This is a genomic window from Nonomuraea sp. NPDC052116, assembly GCF_040680035.1.
GTDB classification, from domain to species: Bacteria; Actinomycetota; Actinomycetes; order Streptosporangiales; family Streptosporangiaceae; genus Nonomuraea; species Nonomuraea angiospora_A.
This window is the reverse complement of record NZ_JBFAWA010000023.1, coordinates 46,865-61,949: the sequence shown is the minus strand read 5'-3', so window position 1 is coordinate 61,949 and position 15,085 is coordinate 46,865. Positions and strand designations below refer to the sequence as shown.

Here is a 15,085-nt window from a genome sequence, read left to right as displayed (position 1 = left end):
ACGCGGGTGTCAGGAAGATACGTGGTAGTCGTCGTCGCGGGCGTCCAGGATCGCCATGTGCCCCGGCAGGTGCCCGATCGCGTACTCGACGCCGCTGGCCATGACCGCCGCCTGCGGCGTCACCCCGCACGCCCAGAACAGCGGCACCTCCCCCTCCCGCACCTCGACCGGATCGCCGAAGTCCGGCCGGGCCAGATCGTGGATCCCGATCCCCGCGGGGTCCCCGACGTGCACCGGCGCCCCGTGCACCAGCGGATACTGCCCGCTCACCTCGATCGCGGTCTTCACCAGCTCGTCCGGCACCGGCCGCATCGACACGACCAGCGGCCCCGACAGGCTCCCGGCCGCCGTGCAGGCGACGTCCGTGACGTACATCGGCACGTTCGTCCCCAGCTCCAGGTGCCGCACCGGCACCCCGGCCGCGAGCAACGCCCGCTCGAAGGTGAAGCTGCACCCGATGAGGAACGGCACCAGGTCGTCCCGCCACCGCTCCACCACGTCACCGAGGTCCGCGACCGGCTCGCCGTCGCGGTAGAGCCGGTATCCGGGCAGGTCGGTACGGAGGTCGCCGGGGAACAACGGCGTGGACCAGGCGCCCGGCTCCCCCACGTCCAGGATGGGGCACGCCTGCGGGTTGAGCTGGGCGAACAGCAGCAGCTCGTACCGCAGCCGCCGGGGCACGGCGATCAGGTTGGCCTGCGTCCACCCCAGGCACCATCCCGCCGTGGGCACGCGCTCACCGGCGCGGAAGCGCTCCCGCGCCTGCGCCGGGCTGAGATCGGCGACGTCCACACCTCGACAGTACGCCCGCGTGACAGCTCCGCGTGATGCCGGGCGTTTCCGGGGCAGCGGGCTTGCCGTGCGTCTCGACGTGAACCTCCTCGACTACGTCCTCATCGCCATCTACTTCGCCACCGTGCTCGTCATCGGGTTGGCCGCCCGCAAACGGATCAGCTCCAGTCTCGACTTCTTCCTCGCCGGGCGCGGCCTGCCCGCGTGGATCACCGGGCTCGCGTTCGTCTCGGCCAACCTGGGCGCGATCGAGATCCTCGGCATGGTGGCCAACGGCGTGCAGTACGGCGCCATGGCCGTGCACTACTACTGGATCGGCGCCGTGCCCGCCATGGTGTTCCTCGGCATCGTGATGATGCCCTTCTACTACCGTTCCAAGGTCCGCAGCGTCCCCGAGTTCCTGCGCAAGCGCTTCAACGGCGCCACGCAGCTGCTGAACGCGATCACGTTCGCGGTCGCGCAGATCCTCATCGCGGGCGTGAACCTCTACGCGCTCGCCCTGGTCATGGAGGCGCTGCTGGGCTGGCCGCTGCCGGTCTCGGTGGTGGTCTCGGCGGTGATCGTGCTGGCGTACATCACGCTCGGCGGGCTCTCCTCGGCGATCTATCGTGGGCCGCGTTCAGCGGTCCACGAGAGGCAGCGGGGCTCCGCGCCTATAACGAGGTGCTGCAGTTCTTCGTGATCCTCGCCGGGCTGATCCCGCTGACCGTGCTCGGGCTGATCAAGGTGGGCGGCTTCTCGGGGCTGGCGGACAAGGTACGGCAGAGCCCGCTCGGCGAGGGCGGCCTGCCGCGTACCCGAAGCTGTTCATCCCGCTGGTGGCGGTGCTGCCGGGGATGATCGCGCTGGTGCTGTTCAGCGGCTGGGGGCAGGGGCAGCCGTACAACAACGCGATCCCGATGCTCATGCGGGACCTGCTGCCGAACGGCGTGCTCGGGGTCGCGGTGACCGGGCTGCTGGCCTCGTTCATGGCGGGGATGGCGGCCAACATCAGCGGGTTCAACACGGTGTTCACCAACGACATCTGGCAGTCGCACCTGCGGCCGGACCGCGACGACGGCTCCTACGTGCGGGTGGGCCGGATCGCGACCGTGGCGGGCGTGGCGCTGGGCGTCGGGACGGCGTTCATCGCGGCCGGCTACTCCAACATCATGAACTACCTGCAGGCCCTCTTCTCGTTCTTCAACGCGCCGCTCTTCGCGACGTTCATCGTCGGGCTCTTCTGGCGGCGGATGACGCCGTGGGCCGGCTTCTGGGGGCTGCTCGCCGGCACGCTGGCAGCCTTCGCGTCGTACATCGCGTTCAAGGCCGGGATCGTGGACTTCGGCACCGAGCTGAACGCCAGCTTCTGGGGCGCGGGCCTGGCGTTCGTCGTGGACGTGATCGTGTCCGTGGCGGTCACGCTGGTCACCACGCCCAAGCCCGCCGAGGAGCTGCGCGGGCTCGTGTACGGGCTCAACGCCACCGACCTGGAGGACGACGCGCTCGCGGGCGACGCGCGCTGGTACCGCTCGCCGGTGCTGCTCGGCACGGGCGCCCTCGTCCTGGCCGTTGTGATGTACGGGGTGATCCTGTGAGTGACATCCGGATGGTGATCGGCGGGTTGTTCCTGGTGTACGGGGTGATCCTCGTCGTCGCAGGGGCGCTCGGGAGCGCGATCAACCTGTGGACCGGCCTCGCCATGGCCGTCTTCGGCGGCGCGTTCGTGGCCTGGGCCCGAGCCAGACGCCTCTGACCGCCCTCTCCGGGGCCCCGGCCCTGACCGGCACCTTTCATGACCCCGGCCCGGCAGCCACCTTTCATGGCCCCGGCCCGGCAGCTCTGACCGGCACCTTTCGCGGCCCCGCCCGTCGGCCCTGACCGGCACCTTTCATGGCACCGGTCCGGGCCAGACGGCTCTGACCAGCTCGGTTCGCCCGTTCGTCGCAGGCCCTACGCGCCGCGATCACATCGCCGAGATCTCGTCCAGGCAGCGCGCGATCAGCACACCGGGTGGACGGGCGGACCGGGTGGACCGCTCATACGCGCGCCGGGGACGGCCGACGATGCCTCAGCACCCTCAGACCGTCAGACCCTCAGTACTCGACCTCGAACGTATGAGCCCCAAGGACGTACCCGCCCTGCCTGGGCACCACGTACCCATGCTCGATCAGGTGCTTGAGGCTCTCGCGCACCTGCTCCTCGGTCAGCCCGGACGCCCGCACCAACGCGGCCGGTACCGCCATGCCGTGCTCCACCGCCAGGGACGCCACCGCCTCGTAGACGTAGACGTCGACGTCCGACAGAGCCTGCACATCGTGGACCTCGATCATGATCGCTGTCTCGCCCCCTCCCTCAGCCGGTTCGGGTCGACCTCACGGTCCGGGTTGCGGCGAAGGTACTCGGATTCCAGTTCGTTCATCCGGGACGTGTGCACCGCCAGAGCGTCGTCCGACCCGTGGAAGAAGGTGTCGCTCCGGGTGACGTGCAGTTGCCGCAGCTCGCGGACCAGATCGTCGTCGCTGAGCTGCGCCGGATCTATTCCCATCGTCGTCATGGGCTCCCCCTACCCCAGAGACCCTCGACAATATCTGTCACATTTCCTGACATATGGGCATTGTTTGTAAGAGATCGCCGCCTTACCGTCCCCTTATGGACCTCGAGCTCAGGCACCTCAGGATCGTCCGTGCGGTCGCGGACGCGGGAAGTGTGAGCAAGGCCGCATCCCAGCTCGGGCTGGCCCAGCCGGCCCTGACCGCCCAGCTCAAGCGCATCGAGCGGGTGCTCGGCGGCACGCTGTTCGAGCGCGACAGGCATGGCGCGCGACCCACCAGGCTGGGCGAGCTCGTGCTCTCCAGGGCACGAGTACTGCTTCCCGCGGCGCAGGAACTGCAGGAGGAAGCCGTACGTTTCGCCGCCGCCCCCTCCCCCGGATTCCGCATCGGCGCCACCAACGGCCCCATACTGGGCGGCCTGGTCGATCGGCTCGCCGCGGAAGGGGCGGTCAGCACGTACACCTCCTGGTCGGCCCACGAGCTGACCAGCATGGTCGAACTCGGCCGCCTCGACTACGTGCTGACCGGCGCCTGCGGCGACTCCGGCACCCCGACCGGCGCGCTCATGTGGGAGACGATCAGCCTCGACCCCGTGTTCTGCCTGGTCGGCGAGGACCATCCGGCCGCCAAGGAAAAGGAGGTGGAGCTCGCCGACCTCGCCGGCGAACAGTGGGCGGTGACGCCCGGCGACGGCTGCTTCGCCGACTGCTTCGCCACGGCGTGCGCGCGGGCGGGGTTCACCCCGGGCACGATCTACGAGACCGACGTGTCAACCTGCACCCACCTCGCCCAGGTCGGCCGCGCGGTCGTGCTCTGCCAGGCCACCCACCAGGCCGCCCAGGGCCTGACCATGGTGCCGTTCGCCGGCGCGCCACTGCGCTGGCGCCAACTCCTCGGCCACCACCCCACCGCCCCCAAGGCCGACTGGGTGGTGGCACAGGCCAAACAGGCCCACATGGACGCCGTACGCCGCAGCCCGATCTACCACGACTGGCTGGTCCGCAACCCCAGCTACGGCACCGCCCCATAAGCCCCACTCCGCAAGTCGCGCCCCGCCCCGAAGACGACCATCCACCCCGGACTCCACCCCCACCCCTTGAACCCAAAACACCACCCCGGGGAGGGCACCCCACCCTCCCCCGCACACCACCCCACCTCAGGCGATGCTGTACTCCCACCCCGACCGCCACCCGAACGGCGCGTCAACCAACTCCTCCAACGGAGCCCCATCCAGCAAATTCAGCAGCGCCCACCGATTGACGGGATGCGACACCACGAGCACCAGACCCCCTTGCCACTCGTCCATCAACTCCCGCAGAAACCCCGCCATCTCCGCCACAACCTGCCGATAGCTCTGCCCGCCAGGCCACGGCATATCGATGTGCCTACTCCGCAACGCCGCCACCTCATCGACCGGCCGCCCGTTGTAGATCCCGTAATCGCACTCCCTGAGCCACCGATCGAGCCTGACCTCCTTGCCGCTGCCCGCAAAAGCGATCCCCGCCGTCTACACGCCCCGCCCCAGCTCGGAGGCGCAAACGACATCCACCGCCGTCCGCCACTCCCCCAGCTCCAGCCCCGCGCAGACAACTCACCCAGCAACCACCCGGTGGCAAGGCCCGTTTCGTTGTCCACGGCGATGGAGTGAGTCTCGTAACCCAGCGTCACGGCCACGCCCAGACGCTACCGCCCCATCAATCCCTTACGACTCCGCTGGTAGCGAAGACCCCGAATATGATCGACCGAGGCTCCAACAACACTGCCGGGCATGGAATGATATCCGCGGAGACCCGTCTCCCGTTCGACCGGACGCCACGACCGCATCCGATGCTCTAGCCTTAGCATGCGCAGGGGCTCGGCGCGGTCTTCCGACGTCCCACCGCACGTCACACAACTTAATCCAGGGGCGGTAGCTCAGCCGGTCAGAGCATCGGACTCATAATCCGTGGGTCGTGGGTTCAAGTCCCACCCGCCCTACTCTTCAATACCGCGTTCGACCTGGGGTTTCTCGGTTTCCGCCGGCCTCCAACCTCGTTGTTGATCATGGTTGGTTGCTCGGTGGTTGCTCTTGTGTACAGACCGTGTACCGCGGTAGATCATTTAGGCCGCCACCGTCAGCTCAGACCCCAGAGATGACCATCAGAAGATCAAGCCAGAAGGACTGGACGGCGTCGCTGGTCAGCGTTGCTTTGATGGGCGGTCAAGCCTTGTCCAAGTCGGCTCGTCTTGCTGGCCAGGCCGCTGGTGACCAGCAGATAAAAGATCCGCTGCTTCTCGCGGCGCTCTTCTCGGCCCGTTCTCCGCGCAGGCTAGAGATCGATCGGCTCGATAGACGATCGACCAAGGCGGACGCAGTTGAGCAGCTCTACGTCCGCCCCATGCAGTCGGCATCCGGCCTTGGCCAGCACCAGGTTAGGTTTGTCGGATGAGTACCTATGAGGATCTACCCGCGGAGCTAGTGACCGAGCGGCTGCGATTGCGGCGGTGGGTGCCGTCGGATGCCGAAGAGTACCGCGGGTTGTGGCTTGAGCGGGATCCGCGAGTGCCGCCGGTACGGCGGATCGACGCCGAGGGACGCCCGACGGTCGAGGACATCCATGGCTGGCTCCTCGACAATCCGCTGGAGGCGGATCCGGGGCTCGGGTTGCTGCCGATCGAGCTGCGAGACACCGGTGAGTTCATTGGGTATTGCGGATTGACTGTCGGCCAGGGATCTTTCGACGAACCTGAGATCGCGTACGAGCTGGCACAACGAGCTCACGGCCATGGTTACGCGACAGAAGCCGCCCGTGCGGTCATGGAAGCCGCCACTCGAACAGGACGTCGACGACTCTGGGCGACCGTGCGGGAATGGAACGCACCCTCGTTCCGCGTCCTCGAGAAGCTCGATTTCCACCGGAGCGACCGCATCACCGAGGACGCCGAACACGGCAACACGATCTGGATGACGCGCGAGCTCGACCCGAGGTAGAAACGTGAGCACCGGCCGCGATCTACTCCCCGGAGAGCACCTTGTTAGGTGACCTTGCTAACGCGGTTGTAAACAACGACCCCGAACAGCCGTAGACACTAGTGGACCGGGATCTTGGCGAACACGCCGCCGACCAGGGCCGGAGGGATGGCAGCGGACGCCGTTGGACAGTCGTAGAGAATCTTGAGGACAAGAGACAGGCCCGCCGGAGGATCGGCGGGCCTGCTGGGTTCAGTGGTTCAGGTGATGGTGTCTCAGGTTTGGGTCGGCAGGGTGATCAGCCGAGCCGTCTGGGCGCTGGCCGCTGCGGTGTTGACCAGGGCGGCAGTGGATTCTGCGGCGGCCCGGGCCACCTCCGGGTAGACGCTGGTGTAGGTGTCGCGGGTGAATGTGGAGGAGACGTGGCCGAGGGTCTCCTGCACGACCTTGAGATCGACCCCGGCGGCGAGCATGAGGGAGGCGGCGCCATGGCGGAGGTCGTGCAGCCGCACTGGTGGCAGTCCCACCTGGAAGGCCAGTTGGTAGAAGTGGTCGCTGACCTGTTGTGGATGCAGCGGATGGCCGATCTCGTCGGTGAAGACGAATCCGCTGTTGGTCCAGGCTTCGCCCGCGGCCAAGCGTTCGGCGGCTTGGCGCTTGCGGTGTCCGCGCAGCGCGCTGACGGTGTCTTCGTCGAGGGCGATGGTGCGGTCGCTGGCCTCGGTCTTCGGTCTGCCCTGTACCGGCTCCCAGCCCAGTTGGGTGATCTGCCAGTGCACCCCGGCGGTCCCGGCGGACAGGTCGACGTCCTTCCAGCGCAGCCCGACCGCCTCGCCGCGGCGTAGCCCACGTAGGGCGATCAGCCGATAGAGCGCGAACAGCCGGTGGGTGGCCGCCTGGGCGAGGAAGGTGTAGGTGTGGGAGGGTGTCCAGACCATCACGGGCGATGGTCGCGGGACGGACGCGTACACGTTGATCATGCTGGCGCGGCTGAGCCGGGCCCCGCGCCGCTGCTGCTCGACATCGAGCCGGTCGTGTAGTTCGCGGTTCCAGTCGGTGACCCGTTCGTCGGTCCAGACCAGTGCTTTGGGGCGGTCGGCGTCGGGGAGTTCGACGACCGCGGCGGGGTTGAAGTCGATCAGCCGGTCCTGCTTGATGGCGATATTGAGCGCGTGCCGCAGGGTGGCGCGGATGCGGTGCATGGTGGCCGGGCCGACCGGCCGCCGGTACCGCACCCGCGCCCGCTGCTCCACGTCGCCGCTTGTGCGGGCGGTGGTGATGACGTCGTTGAACTCCTCGATCGCATCGAACATCCCCGCCACATCGGACACGCGCAGCCGATCCAGCCGGATGTCACCCAGATACGGACTGAAGTACAGGCGGATGTGCGCCTCATACGAGCGGCGCGTAGTGGCATCGATCTTCCGCTTGCGCCGCAGGAACTCTTGCATCCATTCGGCGACCGTGACGGTGGGGTTGAGGTCTTGGCGGGTGCGGACCTTGCGCCGTACCTCCTCCACCGGCGGCAACGCCTTGCTGTCCTTAAGCACCGACAGCAGCAGCTCGGTGACCTTCCGCTGGATATGCGGGTCCTCATCCAGCGCCAGCAGCGCGCGAGCGTGCTCCAGCTCAGCCTCGACCTCCTCCAACGAGGCAAAACCACGCCTTCGCAGCGGGTTACGCCGCCGGCCGTCGGCGTGCGCGGGCAGCTCCAGCTGGTAGGCCCACCGGCCATGGGTGCTGCTCCACCACTCCCCGCCGCCCGGGCGGCGCAGCTTCGGGCAGGCCTTGCCCAGTTTCTTGCCGGTCGCCTCGTCCCGGCAGGAACACGTCTTGAAGGTGGTTCCGTTCATCGTCGCTGTCGCGCCTTTCCCTAGTTCGCTGACCTCGCGTCGCCGACCGCTCGACGCCGCGCTTCCTCCGGCGCTCCCCCATCCCCGCGACCCCCGCCGGCCCCCTCCGATAGCCGCCGGCGCCGGTATGACCGGGGCAGGACGCCACCGGCGGCATCGCGTACCCGGCCCATCACCGCGCGGCCGCCGTCCGACGGCCCGGAGTGGGGATTGCCGTGCCCCGGGCCGAAGGGCGGTCCCGGTCGGCCCGCACAGGCCCGTTATGGGGCCCGCAGCGGGGATGTTCGGGGCCACCGGATGGCCCGGGGACGGTCGGTATCGACGCCCACCTCCATTGCCCATGTCAAGCGATATCCGCTGGTCACATGTCCCGGCCCACGCCCCGGCCGAGCCTGGGGCGTGCTGCTGCTTGCCTCGGTCGCAGGACGCCGGCCTCGCGCGGAGGGCTACGCCCTGATCACGTGACGGCGATCTCCACTGGTGGGGAAGGCACAGCATCGAGATTCGGCGAAGTGGCTGAGCTGTACAGTCACCATCGGATCCCCCAATCCGGCGAGCGAACTCATCCCTGTCACTTATTTAAATACCGGCCACAACGGCCGAGTTAGGACAGCGCGATAGGCCAACCTTGAGTCAAATCCGGCATCGGACTCCACACCGGGCAGCCCGAGCAACCAACAGCGGCTCACGCTTTCGAATCCATGACATTCACGGATAAATCGCCGCCAGCACTTCATGAAGGAACATCCAGATTCAATGCATTTGTGCTGGCACTTCTGAACCCCGTGCGACAGAACACGGCACGCTCTGACATGCAGGAACAAAGCTACGGACTTTTAATCCGTAGGTTCCGGGTTCGAGCCCCGGGCGCCCTACCACTCCACACCCCATCTGACCTGCACTTTCTCGATTCTCGACCGTCTTTTGCGAGGCGAAGATGGCCGAGTCCATGCTCGTCACATGCTCTTCGGCACGCGTCCGGCACATCGACGGGCCGATCACGAGAGCGAACTGTCCCGGTTTGCGCTATCGACGATCGGCCACCTCGGGCCGCGCCGTAAAGCCAAACCCAAACGACACCCAACAGAAGGACCCAGTGGAAGGGGCGGCGGGCGGGACGCGCCCGAATTGATCGCAGACCCGTCCAAACACTGGTCAAGCCGCCTTCGGCAGGATTCGCACGACTTCACAGCGGCTGCCGTTCTGGCCTCCTATGCAGTACGGAACTGCTCGTTTGCTCTTCTGCGAAGCATCATCTTCGGCCTGCCCGCGGCCCCTGCGGTTGCTGCTTCGTTCTCGGGGCGGGGCCCATGAGACTTGGTGCGGAGCGTCCGGGGCTCGGCTGAGCGCACACGATCATAGGCCGTTCCGGTCAAGTGGTTCAGGCTGGGAGGAGGGCCTCGGCACCCAACCGAACCCACTCTTCGCTAGCGTCGGTAGGGGGTCAGAAGTCGAACTCGCCCTTTTTCGCACCGTCTATGAATGCGGCCCATGCCTCGGGCCGAACGACGAAGGGAGCCTGGCCAGGCGCTTCGGTGTCGCGAATGCCGACACGGCCGTCGGACAGTGGTGCGACTCCGATGCAGTCTCCGCCGTTTCCGGTCGAGCGAGTCGCCTTGCGCCAGGCCGCCGTCTCCAGCTCGGCCGTCAGGTCCATTTCTCCACCATCTTCCTGATGAATTCGACCGACGCCCTCTGGGGGAGAGCATCCTGTACCGCTTCAATACTCGTACATGACCGAGCGCCTGTTGCCCGGCTTTCTGGACGCTGCCCGGCACGCGAACATGCCGGCCGCCATCTGCACCATCAGTGCCGCCAGCAGCGAGAGCACCAACCACTTGCCGATGGCGGTCAGCGCGGCCGTGGCGGCACGCCGCAGGCGTCGATCTGGTGCTGGTCGGGCAGTTCATGGATCAGCGCCACCACCTGTCACACGAGGCCGCGCTGCGCATGCCAAGCTGTCACACTTGATCCATCACTCAGGTCAAGCGCCGCGGCGTACAGACCGACAACACCCCCGGTGAACCTGCTGGACTGCGGAAGTCAGTGTCGCCGACGTGACGAGAGCCGGGCCGCTTGGTCACGGGCGCGTGGGGGGATGGCCTTGCGATGTGGCCCGTCGTCGGGATCGACCTCATGTCGCAGTTGGACGCAGTCGTCGAGCAGCGCGCCGTACAACGTCCAGAGGGGTGAATGCGGATCGATCTTTGCCATCTGCTTGCGGGCAGCGCGTTCGAGGCGCTCGCCTTCCGCTACGGCGGCGCGCAGGCGGACCAGGTCCTCGCCGCTGCCAGGGGCGACCAGCAGTTGCTCAAAACAGGCGTAGGCCTTCCCGATCGCATCCAGCAGGTCGGCGAAGACCTGGGGAAAACTGCCGGTCTCGCGCTGTCCTGGCAGGCCGCGAACCCCGGCAGCCAGGTCGGCGAGGGCACGGGCGACGCCGCGCAGTTGAAGGCAGGCGTGCTCCAGGCATAGGACAGCCTGCATGATGCGGCGCAAGCGCTGGCGGGTTCGCGCCCGACGCAGGGTGAAACGCAGGGACTCAGTGGCTCGTTCAGCGCTCTCGTGGGCCGAACGCAGCCTGACGGACATGCGTCTGGCGCGGGCCAGCCATTTCTGCGCCTGGTGCGCGGTCCAAGATTGCCTGACGCCTTCGGCCAGCTCGGAGCAAAGATCGGCGAGATCATCGGCCAGGTCGGCCAGGTCCTTAGCGGCCCGGCCCACGTGACGGGGCGGGATCATCAGTATGAGCGTGGCTCCGACGAGCGCGCCGATGACAATGTCGAGCAGCCGCACCATGCCGTACTCGCGGCCCAGGGCGAACACGAGTAGGGCGGTGATGGGCGCCTGTGTGTTCTGCCACGGTATGCCGACGGTTCTGCTGACTACCAGCGCGACCGCGACCAGGACGGCCATGGTGGTGGCGCTGGTGCCGAACGCCTGCACGAAGCCGATTGCAGCCGCCAGTCCGACCAGCACCGCGATGGTCTGCTGGACGGCCTGGACCACGGTGCTGTAGGCGGTCGCCGTCACCGACAGCAGCACGCCGGTGGGAGCGAGCACCGGCTGAGGTGAGCCGATCAGTTCGGTGGAGATCCACCAAGCCACCAGGCAGCCGACGGTGACCGTCACCGTCGGCATCAGCAACTGCCTCTCACGCCGCACCCAGCGGCGTAGCCCACGCCGCCATCGACCCAAGCCGGGGACTCGGTCACCCCACCGGTCCAGCCATCGCCTCGCGGCGGAAAGTGCCATCATCGCACCCCCAGACGTGGTGGCCCCGCCTGGCGGCTTCCGGGTCGTCTTTCACCTCTTATCGTGAGGCTGCCCGCGTCGGGTAGCGGGCGCTCCGTTTCGAGCAGAATTTTGCCCTTGCCCTCACCCTGAGGAATTACCCGCCGGCCCCGATCCCTGATCAGCGGCGGTAACCGGCCATGGCCTCCAGCCGTGCGATCCGGTCGGCGATCGGTGGGTGAGTGGAGAAGAGCCTCCCGATGCCCCCGCCACGGAACGGGTTGGCGATCATGAGGTGCGAGGTCGAGGAGAGCCGGCCGGTCTCCGGCAGCGGCAGTTGCCGGGTGCCCGCATCGATCTTCCGTAGCGCACTGGCCAGCCCGATCGGGTCACGGGTCAGCCGGGCGCCGGACTCATCGGCCTGATACTCCCGCGCCCGGGAGATGGCCATCTGGATCATCGCGGCCGCCACCGGCCCGAGGATCATCATCAGGAGGGTCCCGAGGAAGCCGGGACCCTCGTCATCGTCTCCCCCGCCGAAGAACTCGGCCAGGTAGGCCAGGTAGGTGACCATCGTGGCCAGGGCCCCCGCCACGGAGGAGATCAGAATGTCGCGGTTGTAGACGTGCGACAGTTCGTGCCCAAGGACCGCGCGCAGCTCGCGTTCGTTCAGCAACTGGGTGATCCCATGGGTCACACAGACCGCGGCATGACGCGGATTGCGGCCGGTGGCGAACGCGTTCGGCTGCAGAACCGGCGAAACGTACAGCCGGGGCATGGGCTGGCGCGCCTCCTCCGACAGTTCGCGGACCATCTGGTGCAGCGCGGGCCAGTCAGCGGGGTCGACAGGCTGGGCATGCATCGCCGACAGCGCGATCTTGTCGGAGAAGAAGTAGGCGACACCGTTGCTGACGAGCGCGACCAGGACGGCGATCTGGATTCCGGTGCTGCCACCGAGCCACCACCCCACCAGGATGATCAGAGCGGACAGGGCGCCGAGCAGCACTGCGGTACGCAAGCCGTTGTGACGCATGGCATCCTCCTTTCTCGAACACACCTACTGCGTCACGCTCGAGCTCATCGTCCCTGTGGGGTGGGCCAGGCCTGCCTGTGCCCGAGCAGCCACCATCCGATCGCGTGGCGAGCAGAGGCACCAGCAACGCGCCGAATCTCGTCATAGCAGTAGGTCGAAGACACGGATTGTGCGTGTCCACTCCTTGCTCCCCGGGTTCTTGCGGTCAGGCTCTATGGTTCTGATCGCCCTGGCGAGCGCCACGGAGAGCCCACCCGCCACGGCCGGTAGCCGGGCCTCGGCTTCTTCGCCGAGCGACAGATCCAGCGGAGGCAGCGCCGCGAGGTCCGCCAGGATCGATGCCAGGTCCAGTTCCTCGTCCAGGTCCCGGAAGTCGTGCATGCTCTCCTGCAGTCCTTTGGTGATGGGCAGATCCCAGGGCTGGATGATGTCGCGCCGGTTCGACTTCGCGGCGGCCTCGGCGACGACGAGCATGTCGTACAGCTTCCGGTTGATGAAGTCGCTGTAGCGCTTGAGATCGGATTTGTCCACGTCTAGTCCCGCGGCGGCGCGGAAGAAGTGCTCGAACCTGGAAACCGCGATCACTGGCATCTGGATCACCGTCCTTGCTGTCGATGCCCTGTCATGGTGAACCTTTCGTGCAGCAGGCGTACGGCCATCGCACCCTCCCCCACCGCGGACGCGACGCGTTTGACCGACCCGCTGCGAACGTCCCCTACGGCGAACACGCCCGGCCGCCCGGCCTCCAGGGGAAGGGCCTCCCAGTGCGACGAGCCGTTTCCCGTGATGACGAAGCCCCGGTCGTCCAGCGCGACGGCGCCCGCCAGCCAGCCGGTGTGCGGATCCGCGCCGATGAACACGAACATCGCGTTGGTCTCGATCTCGATGAACTGCCCCGTCTGGTTGTTCTGGGCGCGGACGGCCCGCAGGGAGCCGTCGCCGAGGAGTTCGCGTACCTCGGTATGGAACATGAATTCGATGCCGGGCGTCCGGCCGATCGCGTCGGTGAGATAGCGGGACATGCTCTCGCTGAGGTCGCCGCCGCGGACGAGCATGCGCACCGACGAGGCGTTCCTGGCCAGGTATAGTGCCGCCTGGCCCGCGGAGTTGCCGCCGCCGACGATGACCACCGGCGCCTGGCGGCACATGCGCAGCTCGAACGGCGTCGCCGCGTAGTAGACGCCGCAGCCTTCGTACTTCTCCAGGTCGGGAACGTCGAGTTTGCGGTAGCGGGCACCGGTGGCGATGAGCACGGCGTGGCCCTGCACGGCGGGCCCGCCCTCGACGAGCACGCTGTAGTGGCCGTCGTCGGCCTCCAGTCCGCTCGCCTCGGCCGGTACGGTCAGCCGGGCTCCGAACTTGGCCGCCTGGATGACGGCCCGCTCAGCGAGCTCGGCGCCCGAGATGCCCGACGGGAAGCCGAGGTAGTTGTCGATGCGGGAGGAGGTGCTCGCCTGGCCGCCCGCGGCGACCGCGTCGAGCACGACCGTGATCAGGCCCTCCGAGGCTCCGTACACGCTCGCGGCCAGGCCGGCGGGGCCCGCGCCCACGACGATCAGGTCGCACACGCCGTCGCCGGGCCGCGGGGCGGGCAGGCCGATGGTCTTGGCCAGCGTGGCGGTGGTCGGGTTGCGCAGCACCTGGTCTCCGCGCCAGATCACGATCGGCGTGTCCTGCGGGGAGATGCCGAGCTGGCGCAGCAGCGCCTCCGCCTCCTCGTCCTCCTCCAGGTCGATCCACCGGTGCGGGAGCCTGTTGCGGGCGGCGAACTCGCGCAACCGGCGGGCGTCGGGAGAATAGCGGGAGCCGATGATGCGGAACCCGGCGTCCATCCCGATCAGCATGGTGCGGCGGGTCAGGTAGGCCCGCAGGACGAGGTCTCCGAACGCCGGGTCACCGGCCACCATCGTGCGCACCTGGTCGGCCGGAACAGCCAGGATCTCGCCGGGCTCCCGCACGACGGCGGTCAGGAATCCGGCCTGGCCGGTGAGGAGGCCGAGCTCGCCGAGAAAGCGTCCGGGGCCGTGGACGGCGATCGTCCGCTCCTCCTCGCCGCCGTACCCCTCGACCGTGGCCACCTTGCCCCGCAGGATCACGATGAACTCCCTGGCCGGCTCACCCTCCCGGTAGAGCACGTCGCCGGGCGACACGGATCTGCGCTCGCCGCATTTCGACAGCTCGGCGACGCGCCGCTCGTCCAGACGGGGATAGGCCCCATGCAGGTCCGGTGTCTCGGACAGGGAGGCCGCCGACTCCATCATGACCGTGTCCTCAACGTCCCCTCGACCCATTCGCGGAGCTGGGCGGGCGGGGCCCCGCCCGCGCGTTGAGCCACGACGCGGCCCTCGTTGAGCATCATGAGCGTCGGGACGGCCGTGATCGTGAAGCGCTGCGAGAGGGCCGGGGCCCGGTCCACATCGACCTTGACGAGCTTCACCCGTCCGGCCATCTCGTGGGCGAGTTGTTCGAGCGCGGGCGTGACCGCCCGGCACGGCGCGCACCACTGCGCCCAGAAGTCGACGAGTACGGGGAGGTGCACCCGTTCCGCGACCTCCGCGAAGGTGTCGTCGCCGGCGTCGGCGATCCACGGCAGCGGCTGGTGACAGTTCCCGCAGCGGGGCCGGCCCTCGGCCGCGGCCGGAACCCTGTTCTGCCTCCCGCAGTTCACGCAGGTCACGACGGTGTGCAT

At 67.9% G+C, this 15,085-nt stretch carries 18 protein-coding genes and 1 tRNA gene; 8 read left to right on the top strand and 11 right to left on the bottom strand.

Annotated features, from left to right (window positions below):
• Positions 1–9: 9 nt before the first annotated feature.
• Positions 10–792 (bottom strand): putative hydro-lyase, encoded by a 783-nt coding sequence (locus AB0L65_RS37340; RefSeq protein WP_364255462.1) that lies wholly within the window; start codon positions 790–792, stop codon positions 10–12.
• A gap of 67 nt (positions 793–859) precedes the next feature.
• Between AB0L65_RS37340 and AB0L65_RS37335 the strand changes: the two genes are divergently transcribed.
• Genes AB0L65_RS37335 through AB0L65_RS37320 form a run of 4 tightly spaced genes read left to right on the top strand, consistent with a single transcriptional unit; the run spans position 860 to position 2,527 of the window.
• The gene (locus tag AB0L65_RS37335) at positions 860–1,474 is read left to right on the top strand and encodes a hypothetical protein (RefSeq protein WP_364255459.1); all 615 of its coding nucleotides are present in this window, start codon (positions 860–862) and stop codon (positions 1,472–1,474) included.
• Positions 1,456–1,632, top strand: coding sequence for a hypothetical protein (locus AB0L65_RS37330; RefSeq protein ID WP_364255456.1), 177 nt, complete (start codon positions 1,456–1,458; stop codon positions 1,630–1,632). The genes AB0L65_RS37335 and AB0L65_RS37330 overlap by 19 nt, the downstream gene beginning before the upstream one ends.
• Positions 1,611–2,369 (top strand): hypothetical protein, encoded by a 759-nt coding sequence (locus tag AB0L65_RS37325; RefSeq protein WP_364255453.1) that lies wholly within the window; start codon positions 1,611–1,613, stop codon positions 2,367–2,369. Before AB0L65_RS37330 ends, AB0L65_RS37325 begins: the two co-directional genes overlap by 22 nt.
• On the top strand, positions 2,366–2,527 hold the full coding sequence (locus tag AB0L65_RS37320; protein WP_363963164.1) for a hypothetical protein: 162 nt from the start codon (positions 2,366–2,368) through the stop codon (positions 2,525–2,527). Before AB0L65_RS37325 ends, AB0L65_RS37320 begins: the two co-directional genes overlap by 4 nt.
• 340 nt (positions 2,528–2,867) lie before the next feature.
• Here the strand turns inward: AB0L65_RS37320 and AB0L65_RS37315 are convergent, their stop codons facing one another.
• On the bottom strand, positions 2,868–3,104 hold the full coding sequence (locus AB0L65_RS37315; protein WP_364255450.1) for a hypothetical protein: 237 nt from the start codon (positions 3,102–3,104) through the stop codon (positions 2,868–2,870).
• Positions 3,101–3,328 carry a DUF6158 family protein gene (locus AB0L65_RS37310; RefSeq protein ID WP_364255447.1) on the bottom strand — a complete coding sequence of 76 codons (228 nt, stop codon included), beginning with the start codon at positions 3,326–3,328 and terminating at the stop codon, positions 3,101–3,103. The genes AB0L65_RS37315 and AB0L65_RS37310 overlap by 4 nt, the downstream gene beginning before the upstream one ends.
• 95 nt (positions 3,329–3,423) lie before the next feature.
• On the opposite strand from AB0L65_RS37310, the gene AB0L65_RS37305 reads away from it, so the two are divergent.
• Positions 3,424–4,356, top strand: a complete 933-nt coding sequence (locus tag AB0L65_RS37305; protein WP_364255444.1) for a LysR family transcriptional regulator — start codon at positions 3,424–3,426, stop codon at positions 4,354–4,356.
• A 126-nt stretch (positions 4,357–4,482) separates the two neighbouring features.
• Here the strand turns inward: AB0L65_RS37305 and AB0L65_RS37300 are convergent, their stop codons facing one another.
• The gene (locus AB0L65_RS37300) at positions 4,483–4,824 is read right to left on the bottom strand and encodes a histidine phosphatase family protein (RefSeq protein WP_364255854.1); all 342 of its coding nucleotides are present in this window, start codon (positions 4,822–4,824) and stop codon (positions 4,483–4,485) included.
• A 405-nt stretch (positions 4,825–5,229) separates the two neighbouring features.
• Between AB0L65_RS37300 and AB0L65_RS37295 the strand changes: the two genes are divergently transcribed.
• The 3 genes from AB0L65_RS37295 (at position 5,230) to AB0L65_RS37285 (ending at position 6,297) form a co-directional block, all read left to right on the top strand.
• Positions 5,230–5,303 (top strand) — tRNA-Ile (locus AB0L65_RS37295).
• Between the two features lie 155 nt (positions 5,304–5,458).
• Positions 5,459–5,755 carry a hypothetical protein gene (locus AB0L65_RS37290; protein WP_364255441.1) on the top strand — a complete coding sequence of 99 codons (297 nt, stop codon included), beginning with the start codon at positions 5,459–5,461 and terminating at the stop codon, positions 5,753–5,755.
• Positions 5,752–6,297 (top strand): GNAT family N-acetyltransferase, encoded by a 546-nt coding sequence (locus AB0L65_RS37285; protein ID WP_364255438.1) that lies wholly within the window; start codon positions 5,752–5,754, stop codon positions 6,295–6,297. Before AB0L65_RS37290 ends, AB0L65_RS37285 begins: the two co-directional genes overlap by 4 nt.
• Positions 6,298–6,551: 254 nt before the next feature.
• Here the strand turns inward: AB0L65_RS37285 and AB0L65_RS37280 are convergent, their stop codons facing one another.
• From AB0L65_RS37280 to trxA, 7 genes are all read right to left on the bottom strand, one after another.
• On the bottom strand, positions 6,552–7,925 hold the full coding sequence (locus AB0L65_RS37280; protein WP_364255435.1) for a tyrosine-type recombinase/integrase: 1,374 nt from the start codon (positions 7,923–7,925) through the stop codon (positions 6,552–6,554).
• A 1,648-nt stretch (positions 7,926–9,573) separates the two neighbouring features.
• Positions 9,574–9,786 carry a DUF397 domain-containing protein gene (locus AB0L65_RS37275; RefSeq protein ID WP_364255432.1) on the bottom strand — a complete coding sequence of 71 codons (213 nt, stop codon included), beginning with the start codon at positions 9,784–9,786 and terminating at the stop codon, positions 9,574–9,576.
• A 386-nt stretch (positions 9,787–10,172) separates the two neighbouring features.
• The gene (locus AB0L65_RS37270; protein ID WP_364255429.1) at positions 10,173–11,270 is read right to left on the bottom strand and encodes a hypothetical protein; all 1,098 of its coding nucleotides are present in this window, start codon (positions 11,268–11,270) and stop codon (positions 10,173–10,175) included.
• Between the two features lie 274 nt (positions 11,271–11,544).
• A complete protein-coding gene (gene htpX, locus AB0L65_RS37265; RefSeq protein ID WP_364255426.1) occupies positions 11,545–12,396 on the bottom strand; it encodes a zinc metalloprotease HtpX in 852 nt (283 codons plus the stop codon).
• 141 nt (positions 12,397–12,537) lie between these two features.
• The gene (locus AB0L65_RS37260) at positions 12,538–12,987 is read right to left on the bottom strand and encodes a DUF1931 family protein (RefSeq protein ID WP_364255423.1); all 450 of its coding nucleotides are present in this window, start codon (positions 12,985–12,987) and stop codon (positions 12,538–12,540) included.
• 5 nt (positions 12,988–12,992) lie between these two features.
• The gene (locus tag AB0L65_RS37255; protein WP_364255420.1) at positions 12,993–14,657 is read right to left on the bottom strand and encodes an FAD-dependent oxidoreductase; all 1,665 of its coding nucleotides are present in this window, start codon (positions 14,655–14,657) and stop codon (positions 12,993–12,995) included.
• Positions 14,654–15,085, bottom strand: a complete 432-nt coding sequence (trxA, locus tag AB0L65_RS37250; protein ID WP_364255417.1) for a thioredoxin — start codon at positions 15,083–15,085, stop codon at positions 14,654–14,656. The genes AB0L65_RS37255 and trxA overlap by 4 nt, the downstream gene beginning before the upstream one ends.